This is a genomic window from Shewanella hafniensis (genome assembly GCF_019655335.1).
In the GTDB taxonomy this organism is placed as follows: domain Bacteria; phylum Pseudomonadota; class Gammaproteobacteria; order Enterobacterales; family Shewanellaceae; genus Shewanella; species Shewanella hafniensis.
Genome location: NZ_BPFD01000058.1, coordinates 1 through 18,357, shown reverse-complemented (window position 1 = coordinate 18,357; position 18,357 = coordinate 1). Strand labels below are relative to the sequence as shown.

The window sequence follows — 18,357 nt, the reverse complement described above, 5'->3', positions numbered from 1 at the left end:
AAGTGAGTGGCTGCTTACAAAGCGCTAAACAAACCTGAGCTTAAAATTGCCAATCACATTGCGGTAAACGCGCAGTAAACCAATCCTGCGCCTTGCCCTGCGCGTCTTTGCGCCACGCCATAAACACAGCTTGGGGTGGGCGCGGCATTTCCACATGACAAGCCACTAAGCTTCCCGCCGTCAACGCATCTAAGATCAAGTGTTTTGGAATGTAGCCTACGCCGAGTCCCAATTGCTGCGCTTTAATCTTGGTCTGCATATTCGGCACCCGGATCACCTGACGACTATCAAATAAGCCGCTCGAGCGCTGCGCTAAGGCAGTCGAACTGTCAGCCACCACAATGGAAGGGAATTGCAGTAATGCCTCGGTCGGAATAGGACCGGCGTGCTGCGCCAATGGGTGGGCAGGATTTAAGGCAAACACAAACTCCAACTCACCGATTTCGACCACATGATATTGACCTTTTGGCAGTTCACCCGTCACACCAATAGCAATATCGGCACGTCCCGAATAAAGCGCATCCCAGCCGCCACCTAAGGACTCTTCACTGATGTTCACAGTCACTTGCTTACCTAGGTCAGTAAATTCCCCGATCAACTGCAATAGGGGTAAATCCGGCACGACGGTATCAATCGCTAAAGTTAACGAAGACTCCCAGCCGGTCTCGAGTTGACGCACCGCCTCTTCGAGTCTGGATGTTGCCGAAAGGATTTCTCGACCTTGGCGCAGCACAAGTTGACCGACTAAGGTCAGTTCGGCGCGCTGGCCCTTACGTTCAAATAATTTTGTGCCTAAATCGCTCTCCAGTTTCTGCACTGTGTAGGTCAGCGCCGACGGCACACGGAATAAGGACTCGGCCGCCGCGGAAAAACTGCCTTTTCTATCAATGGCATCGAGTACGATTAATCCATCAAGACTAATAGATGGCAACATAAAAACCTCACGTTCAAATTATTTGAAGTATACATTGAAAATGTTCCGATTTTCTTTGCCAAAGGTCAAGTCTACACTGCTTAGCAATGGAGAGGTTCTGCGGAACTCACTACCGAAATCGGATGTAGAAACTAAGTAATTTAACGCTAGAAACAGATTAAAGAACTGAGTTAAAACAGATTAAACATTACTCTTAACCACTTGTTAAATAATTTGAAATAAGGAATACCCTATGAAAACTCTCATCGCAAAAACACTCAAATCAGCTCCTAGTCTTGCCCCACTGGCACTGCGTATTCCTATCGGAATTATCTTAATCGCCCATGGTTCACAAAAACTGTTTGGCTGGTTTGGCGGTTACGGCTTAGAAGGCACTGGACAATGGATGGCATCCATAGGTTTGACGCCAGGTTACTTAATGGCACTGATGGCAGGTTCAAGCGAATTTTTCGGCGGCCTATTCCTGTTACTTGGCCTGCTGACTCGCCCAACCGCCCTCGTATTGTCATTCACTATGATAATAGCGATTTTTTCAGTACACATAGGCAACGGTCTGTTTCTTGCCAACAACGGTTACGAATTTGGTCTCGCCCTACTCGCAGCCACAGTGTCATTGGCGGTTTCAGGTGCAGGCAAGTTCGCTGTCGATAACCTATTCGCTAACCGCATCAAATAAAGGGGAAGCAAGATGATCACATTAAGAAAAGCACAGGACCGCGGTCAAGCAGATTTAGGCTGGCTAAAGAGTCAACATACCTTCTCTTTCTCTAGCTACTATGACCCAGAGCACATGGGGATTTCATCCCTAAGAGTCATCAACGATGACAGAGTTGCACCGGGTGCAGGTTTTGATACCCATGGACATAAAGACATGGAGATCATCAGTTACGTGATATCTGGCACTATCGCCCATAAAGACAGTTTCGGAAATATCAAAACTTTACCTGCTGGTGAATTTCAGTTGATGTCGGCGGGTAAAGGCATTTACCACAGCGAGTTCAATGCTTCTAATACTGAGCCGCTGCACTTTTTACAAATTTGGATCCGTCCAGATACCTTAGGCATAGATGCGGGTTATCAGCAAAAGGCATTCGAACAGAGTTCACCACTGACGGCCGTGGTGACACCAAACGGTGTAAATGGCACGCTGAAAGTGCAGCAGGATGCGACCTTATATCGTTTAATGTTGAGCGAAGGCGAAAAAGTGACGATGGACAGAAGCGCCGCTCAAGCGGATCGTCATCTGTATGTGCAATTGATTGAAGGTACGCTGGATATCAACGGCACAACACTCACGGCGGGGGACGGCGCACATCTGACCCAACTCGCCAGTATCGACTTTACGGCAATAAGCGGCCAAGTCACCGCATTAGTGTTCGACTTGTCTGCTAAGGCGTAATACGAGCGAATGGCTTAACTGAACCACTCAGTACAGCCGTTTCACGATTGAGCAAACGATTAAGTAAGTCATTGAGCAAACCGTTGAGCAAACCGTTGAGTAAGTGATTACATGCCAGCTTGATAAGCACTCACCGAGAAGCACTGCCACAAGTCATCTTTGGCAGTGTTTTTTATTGGCGTTTTGATGGCCATGTTATAAGGCGATGTTATAAAAGCAGTGCTAACGGCCTCGTTGAGCGAACCAGACCAGCACTTTGATACGCTGATTTGATACGCTGAGTTATAGCGCGAGTGTCATGCTGAAATTAACCAAGACTTGGGCTTGGCCCTGTGCTTTATCCGCCGCATTCAAAAAGCGCTTATGTTCATTACGACGAATACTGCGAAACCCCTGTTTCTCAAAAAAAGGTCGCGCGAGATAGGATGCTTCAACCGTTAATCGTTTCAGCGCTAAAATTTTAACTTCTTCAAACAACGCAAAATACAAAGAGGTGGCCACCCCAGAACGGGCATATTCGGGATGCACGAACAGACATTCCACTTCTGCAGCGGCTTCAACTTCACTGTCGGCGCCTATCTTAAGATTGATAAACCCCACCAGCATGTTATCCGCTTCAGCCACCCAAATCGTGGTGCCCTTTAAGCGTTCAAGCCAATAGTGCTCACTGCGGGTCTCTCCTTCGATATAAGCCCAAGCAGAGCGCTCGGCAAACGAGTAAAACTCGCCAGAGCCTTGCATCACACTCGCCTCAAAGATCGCCGCCAACTGCGAGACATCCGATGGCGTAAATAGTCGGATCTTCATTCTCTGCCCTCCATCTTGAATTGTTAATCGCTTAAGATTAACCGTATTCTAATCTAAGTTAAATAACGCTGATTTAACTTAAATCGAGTCACGCAACGGCGTTAAGCTAATGTTTTACTATGGAATACCTTACATTACTTTTTGGGTTAACCCCTAGTGAGCCAATGTTAAACATTCTGTTCCATATTCTTTTCCATATAAAAGCCTGGGATCACTTGCCCAAGTTTTTGCTGATAACTGCGCTGTATTTGGATAAATCCCATCCGAGTAAACAATCCTTTAGACAGATAAGATGCATCCACACTCAAGCGCGCATAGCCTTGTGCCTTAGCCCACGCTTCTAAAACAAGATAGGCACGCTCACCCAATCCCTTAGCTTGATAATCTGGATGGATATATAAGCTGTCGACATAACCTTGGTGGGCAAAATGGGTTTCGACATTGATAAAACCGCAGCAAATTGAAGAAGCTGTCGCTGCGTCTTTAGCTAATACCACCCACGCCTTCGAGCGGTTTAAGCGCAAATCCCAATGTTTAGCCGATCTTGGCGCCGCAGACCAAGCGGCAAGTTGCGCCTGTGAATAACGAGCATGGGTGATGTTATGCACGCAAAGATGAACTAACTCACTCACCTCACGGGCATAACATGACTGGTAAGGCTGGATCTCAAACTGTTCAAACGCCGTCACTTGAGTGGTCTCTGCTGAGTAATAACCGCTAGTACTAGTGCTAGTTTGCCGTTTTTAACCTAATCAAGATAGGCTCAAATTTTGCGGTTTTAATGGTTAGAAACAAAAACGGCCTCGATAATATCGAAGCCGTTTGCTTAAAGAGGCGCACAGGTTAGCGCACTCGTTACTGTTACTTCTTATCGATTTGACCGACAAATAACAGCTTATCAAAGGTACGGTTTAAAGTTTTACTGGTGAATTCGTTCATCCACATTTGTTCAACCACAGCCACTTTATCGCCTTTACTCACTTCAGTTTGAGGACCCGCAGCCCAAAAAGTGGTGTCAGCTTCTTTAATCTGTACGTAGGTGTAACCACCACCGTTCATCGTATCAACAACAGTACCCTCGTGGGTGACACCTTGAGCCCAAGCACTTGATATGCCTAACGCTAAAGTCGCTACTGCCGCTAATTTTACCCATTTTGCCATCATGCCTGCGTTCCTTTTGTTTTGCTAATATGCTGCATTAAAGCATGCTAAAAACAATAAATCGCTAATCTCTATCACGAAATACAACACTTATCGCAAAAGCAGTATTTTTCTTAAAAGAAGGGAACTCATTTCAACAGCGGTTTTAGCATGCCTTCTAAACCATTAAGCTTGATTTCGTACATTAGGGCTAATTGCTCACCGAGTTTGCCCTGGGGGAAACCTTGCTTATGGAACCACACCAAATAGGGCTCGGGTAACTCCAGCAACTTACGTCCAGCGTACTTACCAAAGGGCATTTTTTGATTTACAGCGTCGATGAGTAGTTGCTGATCCATAGATTGTTATCTCGTGCAGTTCGTCCCGGTAATCCCAAGGATGCTACAACATAAGCCAATCAATGTCGCCGTTAACTCATACAACACGTCCACATAAGTCATCCAACACTTAAGGTGAGTACCATAAACGCACAAACTACATTCTCAGCTGAATCCTAAGCAACAATTTTTAATAGATTTGGCCCTAAATTAGCGCATGGCGCATATTGAAAACCATATTCACTGCATAAGCGTTCAGACTCACCATAGGCGGTAATGCTGATACAAGTCCCAGAACTTGCGTGTCCATCGACAAAGTCCATCACTCGCTCAAGCATGATCTTCGCCAGCCCATAGGATTGGTATTCGGGCAACACGATAAAATCTTCAATGGCCAAATGCCCAGGCTTATTACCGTAAACACACGCCGTAGCTAACAGATTAGACTTAGCGACTCCCGCGCCAGCATGCTCCATTTCAGCATTGTCACTCAATCGGATAGAGACCCAAAACAGTGCCTGCACATCCGCAAGCTCAACACCGATTGAAGGGCGGCCAGCGGCACTACGCAGATTGAGTAATTCATGGAATAGCGGTGCTGTTTCAACGAGTTCAAACTTAATAGGCATAATAGTTTTGATATCCATTTGGCATCCCTTCTCTCATGGTTGAAATTGCAAGCGATTTAGACGGCAGTCTAAGAGATGATAAAGCCAGCATTTGGCAGTTTGATGACAAGCACCTCACCAAACAAGACCACTTTCGACTGAGAAGTCGATTCTTTACACGGATTCATTAATAACATTTAGCAATATAAAATTAACATTTATACCGATAGAGAAATAAAAAGTCGGAATTCACATTTTGTGAACAGGCATAGATTGCAACAAACAAGCCTGTAACTTGATACCACTCAAATTAAACCTTTTAAAAATAAAAACTTAAAAATATCACTCACAAATTATTCCTCAACTATTACTTGTCAAATTAACGGCACATGACCAGATACTGACAAAAAATTATTGCTGACAATTTAATCAAAAACCGTCAAAAATCAGCTAATTGACTGAGGTTAACATAAGGTTTACATTCGATTTCGAGCACAAAAACGGTGTGGCTCCCAACTCATCAACTCGCTGCCCAAGGGTCATCAAAAGAATTAAGGAATGCGTCATGATAGTGTTAATCGGCGGAGAAAAAGGCGGCAGCGGTAAAAGTTGTTTAGCCCAAAACATAGCTGTCTTTCTAACCACAGAATGCAATGCCTCAGTCATTATGGTGGACTGCGATCCCCAACGCACCACATCAGATTGGATCCAGGCAAGGAACAATAATCCCAAATTGGCCAGCATCAATTGCGTGCAGCTTTACGGCAAGATCCGTAATGACTTGCTCAGTCTTGAACAACATTATGATGTCGTCATTGTCGACTGTGGTGGTCAAGATAACTTAGCGCTACGTGCAACCATGTCTGTCGCCGCTTACATTTTAATGCCCTTAAGACCTAAGCGCCGCGATTTGAAAACCGTTAGCCACATGGACGATATCGTCGCGACCTGTAAGATGATAAACCCAAAGCTACAGGCTTCATTTGTGATTACCCAATGCCCAAGTTTACCTAATCAAGCTAACCGAATTCTAGAAGCCAAAGAAGTCTGTAAAACCTATGATATCAACGTCCTTGATGCAATAACCTACTGCCGTAATCTGTATGATGACAGCGAAGAGTCAGGACTATCAGTGATTGAAATCGACCCTAGCGGAAAGGCCGCAGAAGAAATCCGTACTATTGCCTGTGAATTGTTCCAAGTCGATTGCGCCGCGAGTTTAGAAGACAACCTACACCCTGCAAAGCCTCCTCAGAATACTGGTAAAGGTCAGATGCACAATGGTTTGATAAATAATAGTTTGAGCAATAATGGCTTGCACCATCAAGCTCAACCCACTCACCTTACCACTCAACAAAGGGGGCAAAATGGGACTCAGCGACCTCAAGAAAAACGCTATGCCATCTAGCAACATACAGCCGTCGCTTTCGTTAGATGAGTTTATTGAGGCAGCCAACTTATATGCAATGGGACAAAGCCCTAATAAAACAAAAGGCAGTCATTTCGCTTTTGAAGCAGCGACGACGAACGCTAAAACCGCCGACCAAACGTTCACTAACATAACAACTGACACTGGGCTGAATCATTCCAATGTACTGATCTTGCATAAACAGAGCTTAGGGACAGAAGTCTTATCGCCAGCAAAAGTAGAGGCAAAAACTCACTATCGCAAGGCAACCTTTTCACTCAGCGAAGCGGCTATTCGCCAGCTCGCGACCTTGTCGCAAGACAGCACGCTCTCCAAATCGAAACTGCTCCGATTCTTGATTAAACAACATTACGAGCTGCCCATTGCCCTGAGGCAATTACGAGAACAACAGCGCCAAAACCGTTAACACTTCGCAATACTCCCACCCTTTTCCGGTAACTCAGCTAAGCTCGGGTTATCGGCTTTTTTACTCAAGAACAAAAAACTAAAATATAAACCACAATATAATCGCGGCATAAGTGCTGATCCCACCTATCCTTAAATGTACAGAATGATGAATAAGTGTTATTTATTCACAGTAAATCAGTAACGTTAAGGTGTATTTTTTGCGAAAGCCAAACCAACTTATCTGTCTTTGTTTAAGCGCTGCGTTTCTAATGCCCTGCTATGCTGAGTTTTCATTGGCACAAATCCCGCCGCTCACGAACAAAGCGCCCATCACCTTAGTCGCAGAAAAGGGATTTTGGACCGACTATTTAACGCAAGAAATGTTGCCTAAATTCACTGAAAAAACTGGTGTAAAAGTGCAAGTGATCAGCACCGAACTTGATAGTATGTTTAATTTGCAGACCCAAGATTTACTCCAAGGTTCAGGCAAATACGACTTGCTGACGATGGAAGCTGGCTGGGCAAAAGAATGGGCAGCCAATGGCTACACAGTCCCTTTAGTCGAACTCGCAAAACTCTACGATCCCGACGGTGAAAAGGCCATGGAGAAATACCTAGAACCCTATTACCCATCGCTACTGAACATCTTATCCTACCATGGAGAAATCCATGCTATTCCCTACAATAACTATGTGATGGGTAATCATTACCGAGCCGACCTCTTCGATAATAACACTGAAAAAACACATTTTCAGAGCCAGTTCGGTTACCCGCTCGCACCAGCAAAAACCTTAACCGAGTTACGGGATCAAGCCCAGTTTTTCACCCGTAAAGCGGGCACTATGTTGGCGGATAAAATGTTAACCCACGACTTTTATGGCTTGGCGCTAATGTCGGGTGATAAGCCACATATTAACGATGAATTTTCCAGCATGATCTGGAGCTTAGGCGGCGCTTGGATGCAGCCAATTTATAATGAACAAAAAAAGATCAGTCATTTTGAGGTGCCGACTATCAACCATGAGGCCATCAAAGCCGCTAAGCTTTATCGCGAATTAATGCCCTATGCCGTACCTGCTAACGAGCAATTTGCCTTCAATGAGGCTGCCAATGCAATCGCCACAGGGCAAGCGGCAATGTGGCCTTTCGCTTACAATAATTTGTGGCATAAATCCTTCAAAGTTGAGCAAAATATTGCCGGCGCACGCCTTGCTGTAAGTCAAGTACCCGGCGGTTATCCCTATAACGGCGCCTATGCTTTTGCCGTGAGTTATGACAGCAAAAATCCCCAAGCAGCCTATTGGCTCATCAAATACATGGGCACCTATGAGGCGCAACACGCTTATGCCTTGGGTGGCGGTAACCCCTGTCGTATGGATGTTGTGACCACCAACGAATTTAAAAGTGAATCATTAAGGACCATAGCGGGGGCATTCGAAGCAAGCCATATCGCGAATATGTTTTGGTCAACTAAGGTGTTAGAACTTGGGCATTTTACCAGTACAGCCATGGGACAGATTTACCCAGAACTCAGCCATGCATGTTATCGCGCTAGCCGCATGCCCGCTGACAGCGAGGATATTTTTATTAAATTAAGTGCAGAGATAAAACACCTCCAAAATACCTATGGAGAGGTACCTGCGATTGACAAGAAAACTAATGACAAGCACTAAACCGCTGAAAAGCCTAAAACAAAAAATAACTTTAGCCTTCTATATCATAGTGGGCATGGCGCTGTTTAATGGTGTTGTTGCGATACTACTGTCTCAGCAACTGAAATCAGAAATTGAGCAACTGGTGGGCGTCGATGTGGTAAAAGTCACCACTGCGCTACAACTGGCAAAAAACAGTGAAAAACTCCAAATCATCACAGCGCGTCTAAATCATTATGATAATGAACAACAAAGACTTCGTCTACTGAGTGAACTCTCGGCGCAGTGGGAACGACTAATTAATGACTCCCGATTACTGACGTCCATTGAAACCTCTGCTGTCAGTAAGCAAGAATTGAATCACGCGTTAGATATTCAACTTTACTATTTACAACAGTTGCCATTACTTGGCGAGTTAACCGATTCCGCCCTTCAAGCCAATTTACAAGCGGCAAATATTCAAGCCAATTTAACTTCAATGGCATCGGGATTTACCGATGAAATGCAAACCCAATTTCACCGTATCAATGCCGATTCTGAACGTCAACTTAAGCTGAAAAATTTTGACAAGATTGCGGTGAACATCAATACCAATCAGCAATTGTCTCAATTTAGTCATTTGGGAGAACACTTATTTACCAGCCTCTCTCAAGTAAAAATTATCGACAATCTAGTTGAGCTTAACCACACCCAAAGAGAAGCGATGCGGCTACTGTTAAATATGGAGGCGATTCTCGAAGGGATTAACGGGGATACCGGTTTATATTTCAATTTGTTATCGCAAATAAAGCAGACCATGGTTGGTGAAGATAACCTATTTGAACTGTCCCGCAAGGCCATTAAGAGCACGCATATCGCCAATGCGCATTTAGAGTACCAAGCCGATGCCGCGCAAATAGTTGCGACCTATACCCAGAATCTGGTTAACCAAGTCGAAAATGAAATCCAACAAACGGGCGGCGAGCTTAAAAGTGACAGCACCGCATTTATCATATTGATTTTCTGCAGTGGCATTTTGTATTGCTTCTTCATCTGGCTCACCAGCTGGCACTTTATCACTAAGGGCATTATCAAGCCTGTGATGGCGACGCGAGATGCCATGAATGCCATCGCCCATGAAAAACTCGACACCCGTATGCCTGTCACCGATAACCTAGAGCTGCAGCAAATGGTGAGTTCATTAGAAACACTCAAAAGCTATGCGGCCCAGGTTAAAGGAATGGCGGAAACTGACGGACTAACGGGCTGCTACAACCGCCGTTATTTAGACATACAACTCCAAAAAGAACTCGAGTATGCCAGGGATCATAATATGCCCCTTGGCATCATTCTGTTTGATATTGATAATTTTAAACAATTTAACGACAGGTACGGCCATGTCGCCGGAGATCAATGTCTGAAAAACATTGTTAACGCCGCTAAATCCCTCTTAAAACGCCCAACTGACATGCTCGCCCGCTATGGTGGTGAGGAATTTATGATAGTGCTGCCATCGAGTCATCTCGAGGAGGTCTATCAATTTGCCGAACGATTGCGGGAGAAAATCATCAGCCTAGAAATCCCCCATGAAGACTCTCCCCATTCGGGCATACTTACCATCAGCGCGGGGATTACCTGTTGGCAGCTACCGCAACTACTGGATGCGAATAGTTTAATTAATCGAGCCGATGAAGCCCTTTATCATGCCAAACTGACGGGGCGTAACCGCACCGAGGCCCTCCTCTGCCAACCCATTCACTATGCCTAACTCCCCGTTCGTCTATCCCTTAGCCGCTAATCGCGGCAACAACCGCGCTTCTTTTTTCAGCAAAGGATTGAGTTAAGCCCTCTTCATCCCCATTAGCTAATATTAAGATAATCAGGATTAGAACAGGGAAAGTATGCTCGCTATTGTTATCACGCTTATCCTCGGAGTCGGGGCAATTGCTTGGCTACTTTCAAGTCGTTGGCGTAAAACCTTGCACCGCCGCCGGATCACGGCCAAACCTTTCCCAAAAGAATGGCGCAACATTCTTAAAAAAAGACTGCCTTACTTCCATGCGTTACCGACAGATTTACAGCTACAGCTCAAACGCCATATCCAAATTTTCATCGATGAAAAGGAGTTTGTCGGCTGCGATGATTTTGAGATCACCGATGAAGTCAAAGTCACTATCGCGGCACAGGCGTGCCTCCTGCTGCTCAATCGAAAAACGGACTTTTACCCTAAATTGAAACAAATTTTGGTCTATCCCGATGCCTTTATCGTTAATAATCAACATAGAGACACCAGCGGTGTTGTGTGGGAGCAACGTAATGTGCTGGCGGGCGAATCTTGGGAATACGGCAAAGTGGTACTCTCGTGGAAAAATACCTTAGACGGCGCCGCCGAACCCCACGATGGTAATAATGTCGTGATCCACGAGTTTGCCCATCAGCTCGATCAAGAAGACGGCCAAGCAAATGGCGCGCCGATACTGCAACATTATGCCGATTACAGCACTTGGTCCGAAGTGCTAAGCAAGGCTTTCAGCCAATTACAGCACAGCGCCAACTATGGCACGCCCTCAATATTTAATTACTATGGTGCGACGAATCCCGCTGAATTTTTTGCCGTCATTACTGAAGTCTTTTTTGAAAAGCCAGAGGATTTCTACCAACAACATCCAGACTTGTATCGGGAACTAAGCCGCTTTTACCAACTCGATCCGATAAACTGGCATTAACCTATAAAAGTAGAGGCACACTAAATGCTCAAAGATATTCCTGCATTAACAGTTAAGGGTTCCAATATTAATCGCCACGTAAATAACAGTAGTGCCACTAGCGTTAATCGCGCTAGCTTGGGACTACTGCTCAGTGCTTTAATGCTTGGCGGCCTTAATGTAAGCGCACAGGCACAGGACTCACCAACACAAAGCGCTCAAACACAAGACACTCAAGTCCAAAGCGCTCAAAAGGCTTCGAGTCCAGACCAACAAGCGGCGGCTCAGGTGTTGGATTTACTCAACCAATATTCAAGCGATGCCAATTGGGATAAATATTTTGCCCTGTACCGCAAAGACGGCATCTTTATTGGCACGGATGCAAAAGAGCGTTGGGGAATGGCGGAGTTTGAACATTACTCCCGCCCGACAAAAGGTTGGCGCTATGATTTAACGGAGCGGCATTTAATCCAACATGGCGACGTCATATTGTTCGACGAATTATTAAACAGCCCCGCCTATGGCGTCAGCCGAGGAACCGGTACTTTGATCAAAACCGATGGTAACTGGAAAATTGCACAATATAATTTAAGTTTCCCAATCCCCAATGAGATAGCAAAATCGATCACCGCCGAGATCAAAGCTGCAAATAAACAATAATGCCGCACTCCTCAGAATACAGTTTCGAAAGCGTACAATTTATAAAAGTGAGATTTAGATAGCATCGCTGTTTCAAATTGTACGGTTTCAAATTGTACGGTTTCAAAAAAGCAGCTTTAAGATAAAGCTGCTAAAAGCAAACGCTATCTTAAAGACACGGTGAAACACACATTCGCCAATTGGGAGAAGTGAATAAAGCTTTGAAAATCCACTTCTTCAAACGCCCTTTGTGAAGGACCACGATCAGCGTAATAAAACCCGATCACTTTGCCGTCGATCAATAAAGGCGCAAGTAAAAACCCCTGCCGTGATACATGCCGCGCCTGCAATTCCTTGCACTGCTCCTGCCATTTTTTGGAGCTAGGATCATCCACCCAAAGTGGCGCCTTATGCTCCATCGCTTGATGAAATAGCCCACGTTTGTCACTCAAATCGATAATAAACTCTTGTTTTATCGCATCGGCATCACGGCCCAATATCACCCTAGGTTGGAGCTGTTTACGACTGGGCGATAACAATAGTACGCCGCAGCGGTCAACACCAACGCCCTCAAGCACACCTTCAAGAACCGTCTGCATTATCTGATTGAAATCTGCTTTATTAATGGCAAAACCTGTCAATTCGCGCAGCTTAGCTAACTGAATATTCAAATTAACTTGATAGACAGGCATATCTAACGGAATGGGAAGTAGATCGGGTTCAGCGGCGACAATACGTTTAGGATCGGGCAAGTAATCGAGTAACACTTTAGCACCGTACACTTCTGCCAACTTATGGGTCGCATTCGCGCAGCGTTGCATCCGCAACAAAAACTCATTTTCTTCTAGCCCTGTAAAACTCGCCGCTTGAGTCATACGCTTTGCTAGCTCCAGCTTATCGAGAACGGGTTGCGATAAAATGTCGCAGAGCTTATCGGCAAGAAAAATAGCCCGAATATCTGGCCGCTGGTCCTCTGGATAATTCAATGCTTGGATCAACAACTCCCCCAATCCCCAATTACGGGCAATACTCTGGGTGAGCTGCAAAAAAGAAGCACCAAGGGCTTCGCGGGTAGCACTTCTCTCTTCGGCGGGCGTTTCACATTGGCTGAGTGTTAAGTCTAATTCTTCGGTAAATTCGCCCCCAATACTCCAAAAAGCGCTCTCGCCGATGTGATACAACAAAGAGGCAATAAAGGCTTCCTCCTGCATCTCCTCGTCATGATGACTCAACATCATCCGCGCCATCATGGCGGCTTGAAATGCTTTGGCCATCAATTTAATTAACCTTTGATAGACATTGGGCGCGAGATTTTTACTCTCCAACAAGCTTGAAAGTAACTTGGCTGTAATACAGATATTTCGCACCGCATCGAAACCCAGCACTATGGCGGCGCGGCTAACGGTGGAGATTTGGCTACTCCCCTTATGATAAATAGCACTATTGGCAACTCGAAGAATACGAGAGATTAAGGCGTTATCGTGCATCACGCTACGCCCAAGTAATGCGAGAGAGGAAACGTCATCCTTGGCGAGCTTTTCTAGCGATTTAACAGTCGAACACAGTGCGGGCATTTCTAATTCACTGATCCGATTTGTCCAATAATCGACCCCTTTATTAGTATTGTTATTAGGCTTCAACCCAAATTTACCTTAGCAATAAAACCTTGTTGTTTTGAGTATAGATAAGCACACATATTTCGCCCGTGGTCTAAGGCTTGTTTTTACCAATCAACAGTTAATTGTTCAATAATTCAACACCTAGTTATACCCGCCAATAAAAAATACCCGAGGCAAAGCTCGGGCATTTAGAGGTTTAAAAACAAGCTGCGTTTAGGCAGTGAAGTACTGCTTAACAACACGCAACACTTTATCTATATCCTGACGGCTCACATCTTTGTGAGTCACAAGCCGAATCGTGCGCCCAGGGCTTATTAGAATGCCTTCAGCTCGACAGTGTTTCGCCAATAAATCCGCATCAACCTGAGGCGCTAATTTGGCAAATAGCATATTGGTTTGTACTGCGGCTAAATCGACGTCGAACTCACTCAACTCGGCTAACTGGTGAGCCAAATACGCCGCGTTATCATGATCTTCACTAAGTCGTTGCACTTGCTCAGTTAAGGCGAGCTTACCTGCCGCTGCAAGTATCCCAGCTTGACGCATGCCGCCACCGAGCATCTTACGCCAGCGAATCGCTTTCTTAATCAAACGCTCGTCACCTAAGAGTAATGAGCCAACTGGCGCGCATAACCCTTTGGATAAACAAATCGACACAGAATCAAAATGCGCCGTAATCTTACTTATCGCGATATTCTGCGCCACAGCCGCATTAGCAACTCGCGCGCCGTCGAGATGGATTTTTAATCCGCGATTAAAGGCCAATGCCTGCGCATCCGCCAAATAGCTTTGCGGGATCACTTTACCGCCAATCGTATTCTCTAAACTAAGCAAACGAGTACGAGCAAAATGGATATCATCAGGCTTAATTGCGGCTTCAATGTCAGCTAATGCAATAGTGCCATCTAATTGATTCATTAAAGGTTGAGGTTGAATGCTGCCTAGGACAGCGGCGCCGCCGCCCTCGAACTTATAATTGTGGGCCTGCTGGCCGCATAGATACTCATCACCGCGCTCACAGTGAGCCATCAAAGCCAATAAATTCGCCTGCGTACCCGAACAGGTAAATAATGCGCTTTCAAAGCCAAACATCTCTGCAGCCATATCCTGCAGACTATTTACCGTGGGATCATCACCGTAAACATCGTCACCGACTTCGGCTCTGGACATGGCTAATCGCATCGCGGCTGTTGGCTGGGTAACAGTATCACTGCGTAAATCTATCATCTCGTCCTCAACTTAAGGTTTGGTTGGCGCTTAATGGGCTCAAGACTCTAGCGCCAAAGGCTTATTTTGTATAGTTTATCATCATGCTTACTAAGCATTTTACTGACTTCAAACGTGAATACATGGGCGAAGTGATAATCTGAATAGTTGCTAGAACTCATAAAAACATAAACATACTCAAGATATTGCCGATATATGTCTGTCGACGAGTCGACAAGTGAGTGCGTTTCACTTGGCGAAATACGCCTAAGTCGATAGAATACCGCACTAAGATGGTCATGCTGCAATCATGCGATCACTTTAGTAATTTTGACTAGTACTTATCGTTCAATAGGTGATTTGTAGTGAAAAACTCCCAATCTCGATGGATTCAGCTGGTAATATTACTACTAAGTTTAAGCCTAACATCGCAAGTATTCGCTTGGTCTGATACTGACCAAGATGGCGTGCCTGACATCAAAGATGCCTGCCCTAACACAGCGCCAGACACGCAAGTAATGGCCAATGGCTGTGTTGAAGAGGTCGAGGTGGAAGCGACTGCATCAGCAGATTGTAGTACGAGTAATCCCAATGCTGAGTTCAGCGCAGATTGTCATAATATTTCTACCGCTGTGGTGTATTTTGAATTTGCCATTGCCGAAGTTGACTTTTCGCAATGGAAAACTTTAGCCTTAGTGAAAGCATATTTAGCAGCGAATGATGTCGCATTAACCTTAGTGGGTCACACGGATATCGTTGGCACGCCTGAGTTTAATTATCAGTTGTCACTTCAGCGCGCTCAAAATGTGAAACGTATTTTGGTTGAAGATTATGGCTTTAATCCAAATCGCTTTACCGTAATGGGTAAAGGTATATCTGAACCTATCGCGGACAACCGTTCTAGCGAAGGGCGCAGTTTAAATCGACGAGTACAATTTATCGTCAATAATAAATAGTTTTAGTTAGCGTATATTTAGGGAGTTATTCAATGGAAAACCTTGAAGGTTTATTAAAGCAAGCACCGGATCTGATTGTGACTTATGGCTTAAAAGTTTTATTTGCCATTATCATTTTCTTTGTTGGTAAATACTTTGCCGGCGTAGCGCAAAAGCTGGTTCGTAAATTACTGAACAGCCGTAAAGTTGATCCGACCGTTGTTTCATTTGTCGCAAACCTCGCTTGGGCAATTGTGTTTGTGTTCGCAGTGATTGCCACCTTAGGCCAAATTGGCGTACAAACCGCATCATTGGTCGCCGTTATCGGTGCCGCTGGTTTAGCTGTGGGTTTAGCGCTACAGGGTTCTCTGTCTAACTTCGCATCAGGCGTGTTAATGGTGTTATTCCGCCCTTGTCGTGTTGGTGACTATATTGAAGCCGCAGGCATTGCCGGTACTGTTGATGAAATCACCATATTCTCAACCAAACTTCGCACACCAGATAACAAGGTTATTGTGGCGCCTAATTCATCCATCATGAATGGCACTATCACTAACTATTCAGCAATGGATACTCGCCGTATCGATTTAGTGATTGGCGTATCTTATTCTGCCGATATCGCACTCACGAAGAAAATCTTAACTGAGATTTTAGACAACAACCAATATGTGTTAAAAGATCCATCATATACGGTTGGACTGGCTGAATTAGCGAACTCTTCAATTAATTTCGTGGTTCGCCCTTGGGTAAAAACGGCTGATTATTGGACGGCTCGTTTCCAACTGCTTGAGCAAATCAAAAATGCATTAGATGCAGCCGATATCGGTATTCCATTCCCACAAATGGATATTCATGTCAAAGAATTGCCACTCAGCAAATAACTCTAAATGAATAACAAAGGTCGGCAATTGCCGGCCTTTTTTTATGGTTCTGCATCGCATTTTAGCGTACCTTAAAAGATAGATATTAGCGAAGGCACAGATATTCATGTGCGAGGAAATCCAATGCAAAAATACGTTTCATTTTTAGCCGCCAGCTGCATTTATGGCTTAGTGCTGATGAGTCCCAATGCGCTTGCCAGTGAGAAAACCCAGGTTCTTATGGGTGAAAAAACCGTCACCTTGGAAGGCAAGTTACCTAAGCTGTCGCAAATGGCGCCAGGATTCAAAGTGGTTGATGATCATTTTGCGCCAGTCATGCTGAGTGACTTTAAGGGTAAAACCGTGCTGATAAGTGCCGTACCAAGCTTAGATACGGGCGTGTGTGCACTACAGACTAAACGTTTCAACAGCGAAGTGAGCCATTTTTCTGATGACGTGGTCATGCTAACCATCAGTGCCGATTTACCCTTCGCACAAAAACGTTTCTGCAAAGTAGAAAACGTAGATAAAATCAAAGTGCTATCCGATTCTGTCTGGCGTGATTTTGGTGAAAAATATGGCTTGTTGATTCAAGATTACGGTTTGCTGGCGAGAGCCATTTTCATCATAGATGCCGAAGGTAAACTCCAATACCAAGAGTTAGTTCCTAATATCACCGAGCATCCTAACTATGATGCTGCACTTGAAGCGTTAAAAACCCTTCAAGCCCAGCAGTAATTTACCACTAAAACAGGGCAGCCTTTGCTGCCCTTTTTTTTTACGATTGTCTATCTACGATTTTTTACGATCTAATGTGTGTGCTGATCGCCATTGGCCTGATAATCAAAGGTCGACATAGACCAATGATAACGCAGCGCCAACATCCGCAAGCTAAAACCAACGCTCAGACAAATAACCAGATTAATCCACTCGGTTAATTGATAGGCTTTTAAAACGATATACAAGCCTGCCGTCAGTAGTGAAATCACCGCATAGAGTTCTTTCTTAAAAATCAAAGGCACTTGGTTACACAGGATATCGCGGATAACGCCGCCAAAGACACCCGTCACCAATCCCATCACCACAGCAATTGTTGGGCTAAATCCCAGCATTAAGGTCTTCTGCGCCCCCACGATAGAGAACACGGCTAAGCCTAAGGCATCGATAGCCAAAAACAACTTGGATAAATAACGCATCACAGGGGCGATAGCGACAGTGAGCAACGAAGCAAACGCAATCGCAATGAGGTAGTGCACATGCTCAACCCAAATTAACGGATAATTACCGAGCATCATGTCCCTTAGTGTGCCGCCGCCAATCGCCGTTGCGCAGCCAATAATCACCACACCAAACAAATCCATCTGCTTGCGGCCAGCCGCCAGAGCGCCCGTCATAGCCTCGGCAATAATACCAATCAGCCAAAGTAATCCAATAATTTGCGTCTCATGCATCTTTACTACTGCCAACTAGGTAAAGAAACAGATTCTGCCTGAGAAACCCTCAGTTCTATAATGATTTTATTTTGAATTAATCATTAGAAAAATTAATTCATCATTTAATCAATAATAGATCTTTGAGCCCCAACGCCGTAAAAACCCACAGTATAAATTGCAAACAAAATAGCCAGTTATGTACGCAACTACATCCCGCGACTATTTAGATAACCAAAATTTTTGATAAGTATTAATAACGTAAATTCAATCAGATGATAAATCACTGC

20 protein-coding genes are annotated in these 18,357 nt (G+C 44.8%); 11 read left to right on the top strand and 9 right to left on the bottom strand.

What is annotated here, in order from left to right:
- Window positions 1-40 precede the first annotated feature (40 nt).
- Complete coding sequence (locus K5Q99_RS15700; protein WP_106649954.1) at window positions 41-934, bottom strand: LysR family transcriptional regulator; 894 nt, start codon at window positions 932-934, stop codon at window positions 41-43.
- Window positions 935-1,166: 232 nt separating this feature from the next.
- On the opposite strand from K5Q99_RS15700, the gene K5Q99_RS15695 reads away from it, so the two are divergent.
- Both K5Q99_RS15695 and K5Q99_RS15690 read left to right on the top strand, forming a co-directional pair.
- Entirely contained in the window at window positions 1,167-1,610 is a 444-nt protein-coding gene (locus K5Q99_RS15695; protein WP_220777383.1) for a DoxX family protein, read from the top strand.
- Window positions 1,611-1,622: 12 nt separating this feature from the next.
- A complete protein-coding gene (locus K5Q99_RS15690; RefSeq protein WP_220777382.1) occupies window positions 1,623-2,333 on the top strand; it encodes a pirin family protein in 711 nt (236 codons plus the stop codon).
- 282 nt (window positions 2,334-2,615) lie between these two features.
- On the opposite strand, the gene K5Q99_RS15685 is transcribed toward K5Q99_RS15690, so the two are convergent.
- The 5 genes from K5Q99_RS15685 to K5Q99_RS15665 all read right to left on the bottom strand — a co-directional run bounded on the left by K5Q99_RS15685 (window position 2,616) and on the right by K5Q99_RS15665 (window position 5,265).
- Window positions 2,616-3,140 carry a GNAT family N-acetyltransferase gene (locus K5Q99_RS15685; protein ID WP_106649951.1) on the bottom strand — a complete coding sequence of 175 codons (525 nt, stop codon included), beginning with the start codon at window positions 3,138-3,140 and terminating at the stop codon, window positions 2,616-2,618.
- A 167-nt stretch (window positions 3,141-3,307) separates the two neighbouring features.
- On the bottom strand, window positions 3,308-3,829 hold the full coding sequence (locus K5Q99_RS15680) for a GNAT family N-acetyltransferase (RefSeq protein ID WP_107946905.1): 522 nt from the start codon (window positions 3,827-3,829) through the stop codon (window positions 3,308-3,310).
- Between the two features lie 172 nt (window positions 3,830-4,001).
- Window positions 4,002-4,304 (bottom strand): NrfJ, encoded by a 303-nt coding sequence (locus K5Q99_RS15675; protein ID WP_106649949.1) that lies wholly within the window; start codon window positions 4,302-4,304, stop codon window positions 4,002-4,004.
- Between the two features lie 125 nt (window positions 4,305-4,429).
- On the bottom strand, window positions 4,430-4,639 hold the full coding sequence (locus K5Q99_RS15670; protein ID WP_006082494.1) for a DUF3820 family protein: 210 nt from the start codon (window positions 4,637-4,639) through the stop codon (window positions 4,430-4,432).
- Between the two features lie 155 nt (window positions 4,640-4,794).
- Window positions 4,795-5,265: a GNAT family N-acetyltransferase gene (locus K5Q99_RS15665; RefSeq protein ID WP_106649948.1), complete on the bottom strand. Its 471-nt coding sequence runs from the start codon at window positions 5,263-5,265 to the stop codon at window positions 4,795-4,797.
- Between the two features lie 526 nt (window positions 5,266-5,791).
- Between K5Q99_RS15665 and K5Q99_RS15660 the strand changes: the two genes are divergently transcribed.
- The 6 genes from K5Q99_RS15660 to K5Q99_RS15635 all read left to right on the top strand — a co-directional run bounded on the left by K5Q99_RS15660 (window position 5,792) and on the right by K5Q99_RS15635 (window position 12,038).
- Window positions 5,792-6,634 carry an AAA family ATPase gene (locus K5Q99_RS15660; RefSeq protein WP_220777381.1) on the top strand — a complete coding sequence of 281 codons (843 nt, stop codon included), beginning with the start codon at window positions 5,792-5,794 and terminating at the stop codon, window positions 6,632-6,634.
- Window positions 6,594-7,061 carry a CopG family transcriptional regulator gene (locus K5Q99_RS15655; protein WP_220777380.1) on the top strand — a complete coding sequence of 156 codons (468 nt, stop codon included), beginning with the start codon at window positions 6,594-6,596 and terminating at the stop codon, window positions 7,059-7,061. Before K5Q99_RS15660 ends, K5Q99_RS15655 begins: the two co-directional genes overlap by 41 nt.
- Before the next feature lie 250 nt (window positions 7,062-7,311).
- Complete coding sequence (locus K5Q99_RS15650) at window positions 7,312-8,715, top strand: extracellular solute-binding protein (RefSeq protein ID WP_220777388.1); 1,404 nt, start codon at window positions 7,312-7,314, stop codon at window positions 8,713-8,715.
- Window positions 8,702-10,441 (top strand): GGDEF domain-containing protein, encoded by a 1,740-nt coding sequence (locus K5Q99_RS15645; protein ID WP_220777379.1) that lies wholly within the window; start codon window positions 8,702-8,704, stop codon window positions 10,439-10,441. The genes K5Q99_RS15650 and K5Q99_RS15645 overlap by 14 nt, the downstream gene beginning before the upstream one ends.
- 133 nt (window positions 10,442-10,574) lie before the next feature.
- Window positions 10,575-11,399, top strand: coding sequence for a M90 family metallopeptidase (locus K5Q99_RS15640; RefSeq protein WP_220777378.1), 825 nt, complete (start codon window positions 10,575-10,577; stop codon window positions 11,397-11,399).
- Window positions 11,400-11,423: 24 nt separating this feature from the next.
- Window positions 11,424-12,038 carry a nuclear transport factor 2 family protein gene (locus tag K5Q99_RS15635; protein ID WP_220777377.1) on the top strand — a complete coding sequence of 205 codons (615 nt, stop codon included), beginning with the start codon at window positions 11,424-11,426 and terminating at the stop codon, window positions 12,036-12,038.
- Window positions 12,039-12,181: 143 nt separating this feature from the next.
- Here the strand turns inward: K5Q99_RS15635 and K5Q99_RS15630 are convergent, their stop codons facing one another.
- On the bottom strand, window positions 12,182-13,657 hold the full coding sequence (locus K5Q99_RS15630; protein WP_220777376.1) for an HDOD domain-containing protein: 1,476 nt from the start codon (window positions 13,655-13,657) through the stop codon (window positions 12,182-12,184).
- A 192-nt stretch (window positions 13,658-13,849) separates the two neighbouring features.
- Entirely contained in the window at window positions 13,850-14,863 is a 1,014-nt protein-coding gene (ltaE, locus tag K5Q99_RS15625; protein ID WP_220777375.1) for a low-specificity L-threonine aldolase, read from the bottom strand.
- A gap of 344 nt (window positions 14,864-15,207) precedes the next feature.
- Between ltaE and K5Q99_RS15620 the strand changes: the two genes are divergently transcribed.
- The 3 genes from K5Q99_RS15620 (at window position 15,208) to tpx (ending at window position 17,375) form a co-directional block, all read left to right on the top strand.
- Window positions 15,208-15,798 carry an OmpA family protein gene (locus K5Q99_RS15620; protein ID WP_106649939.1) on the top strand — a complete coding sequence of 197 codons (591 nt, stop codon included), beginning with the start codon at window positions 15,208-15,210 and terminating at the stop codon, window positions 15,796-15,798.
- 32 nt (window positions 15,799-15,830) lie between these two features.
- Entirely contained in the window at window positions 15,831-16,658 is an 828-nt protein-coding gene (locus K5Q99_RS15615; RefSeq protein ID WP_006082505.1) for a mechanosensitive ion channel family protein, read from the top strand.
- Window positions 16,659-16,781: 123 nt separating this feature from the next.
- On the top strand, window positions 16,782-17,375 hold the full coding sequence (gene tpx / locus K5Q99_RS15610) for a thiol peroxidase (RefSeq protein ID WP_106649938.1): 594 nt from the start codon (window positions 16,782-16,784) through the stop codon (window positions 17,373-17,375).
- Between the two features lie 71 nt (window positions 17,376-17,446).
- Here tpx and K5Q99_RS15605 read toward each other — a convergent pair whose 3' ends face one another.
- Window positions 17,447-18,088, bottom strand: a complete 642-nt coding sequence (locus K5Q99_RS15605; RefSeq protein ID WP_220777374.1) for a trimeric intracellular cation channel family protein — start codon at window positions 18,086-18,088, stop codon at window positions 17,447-17,449.
- Between the last annotated feature and the right edge of the window lie 269 nt (window positions 18,089-18,357).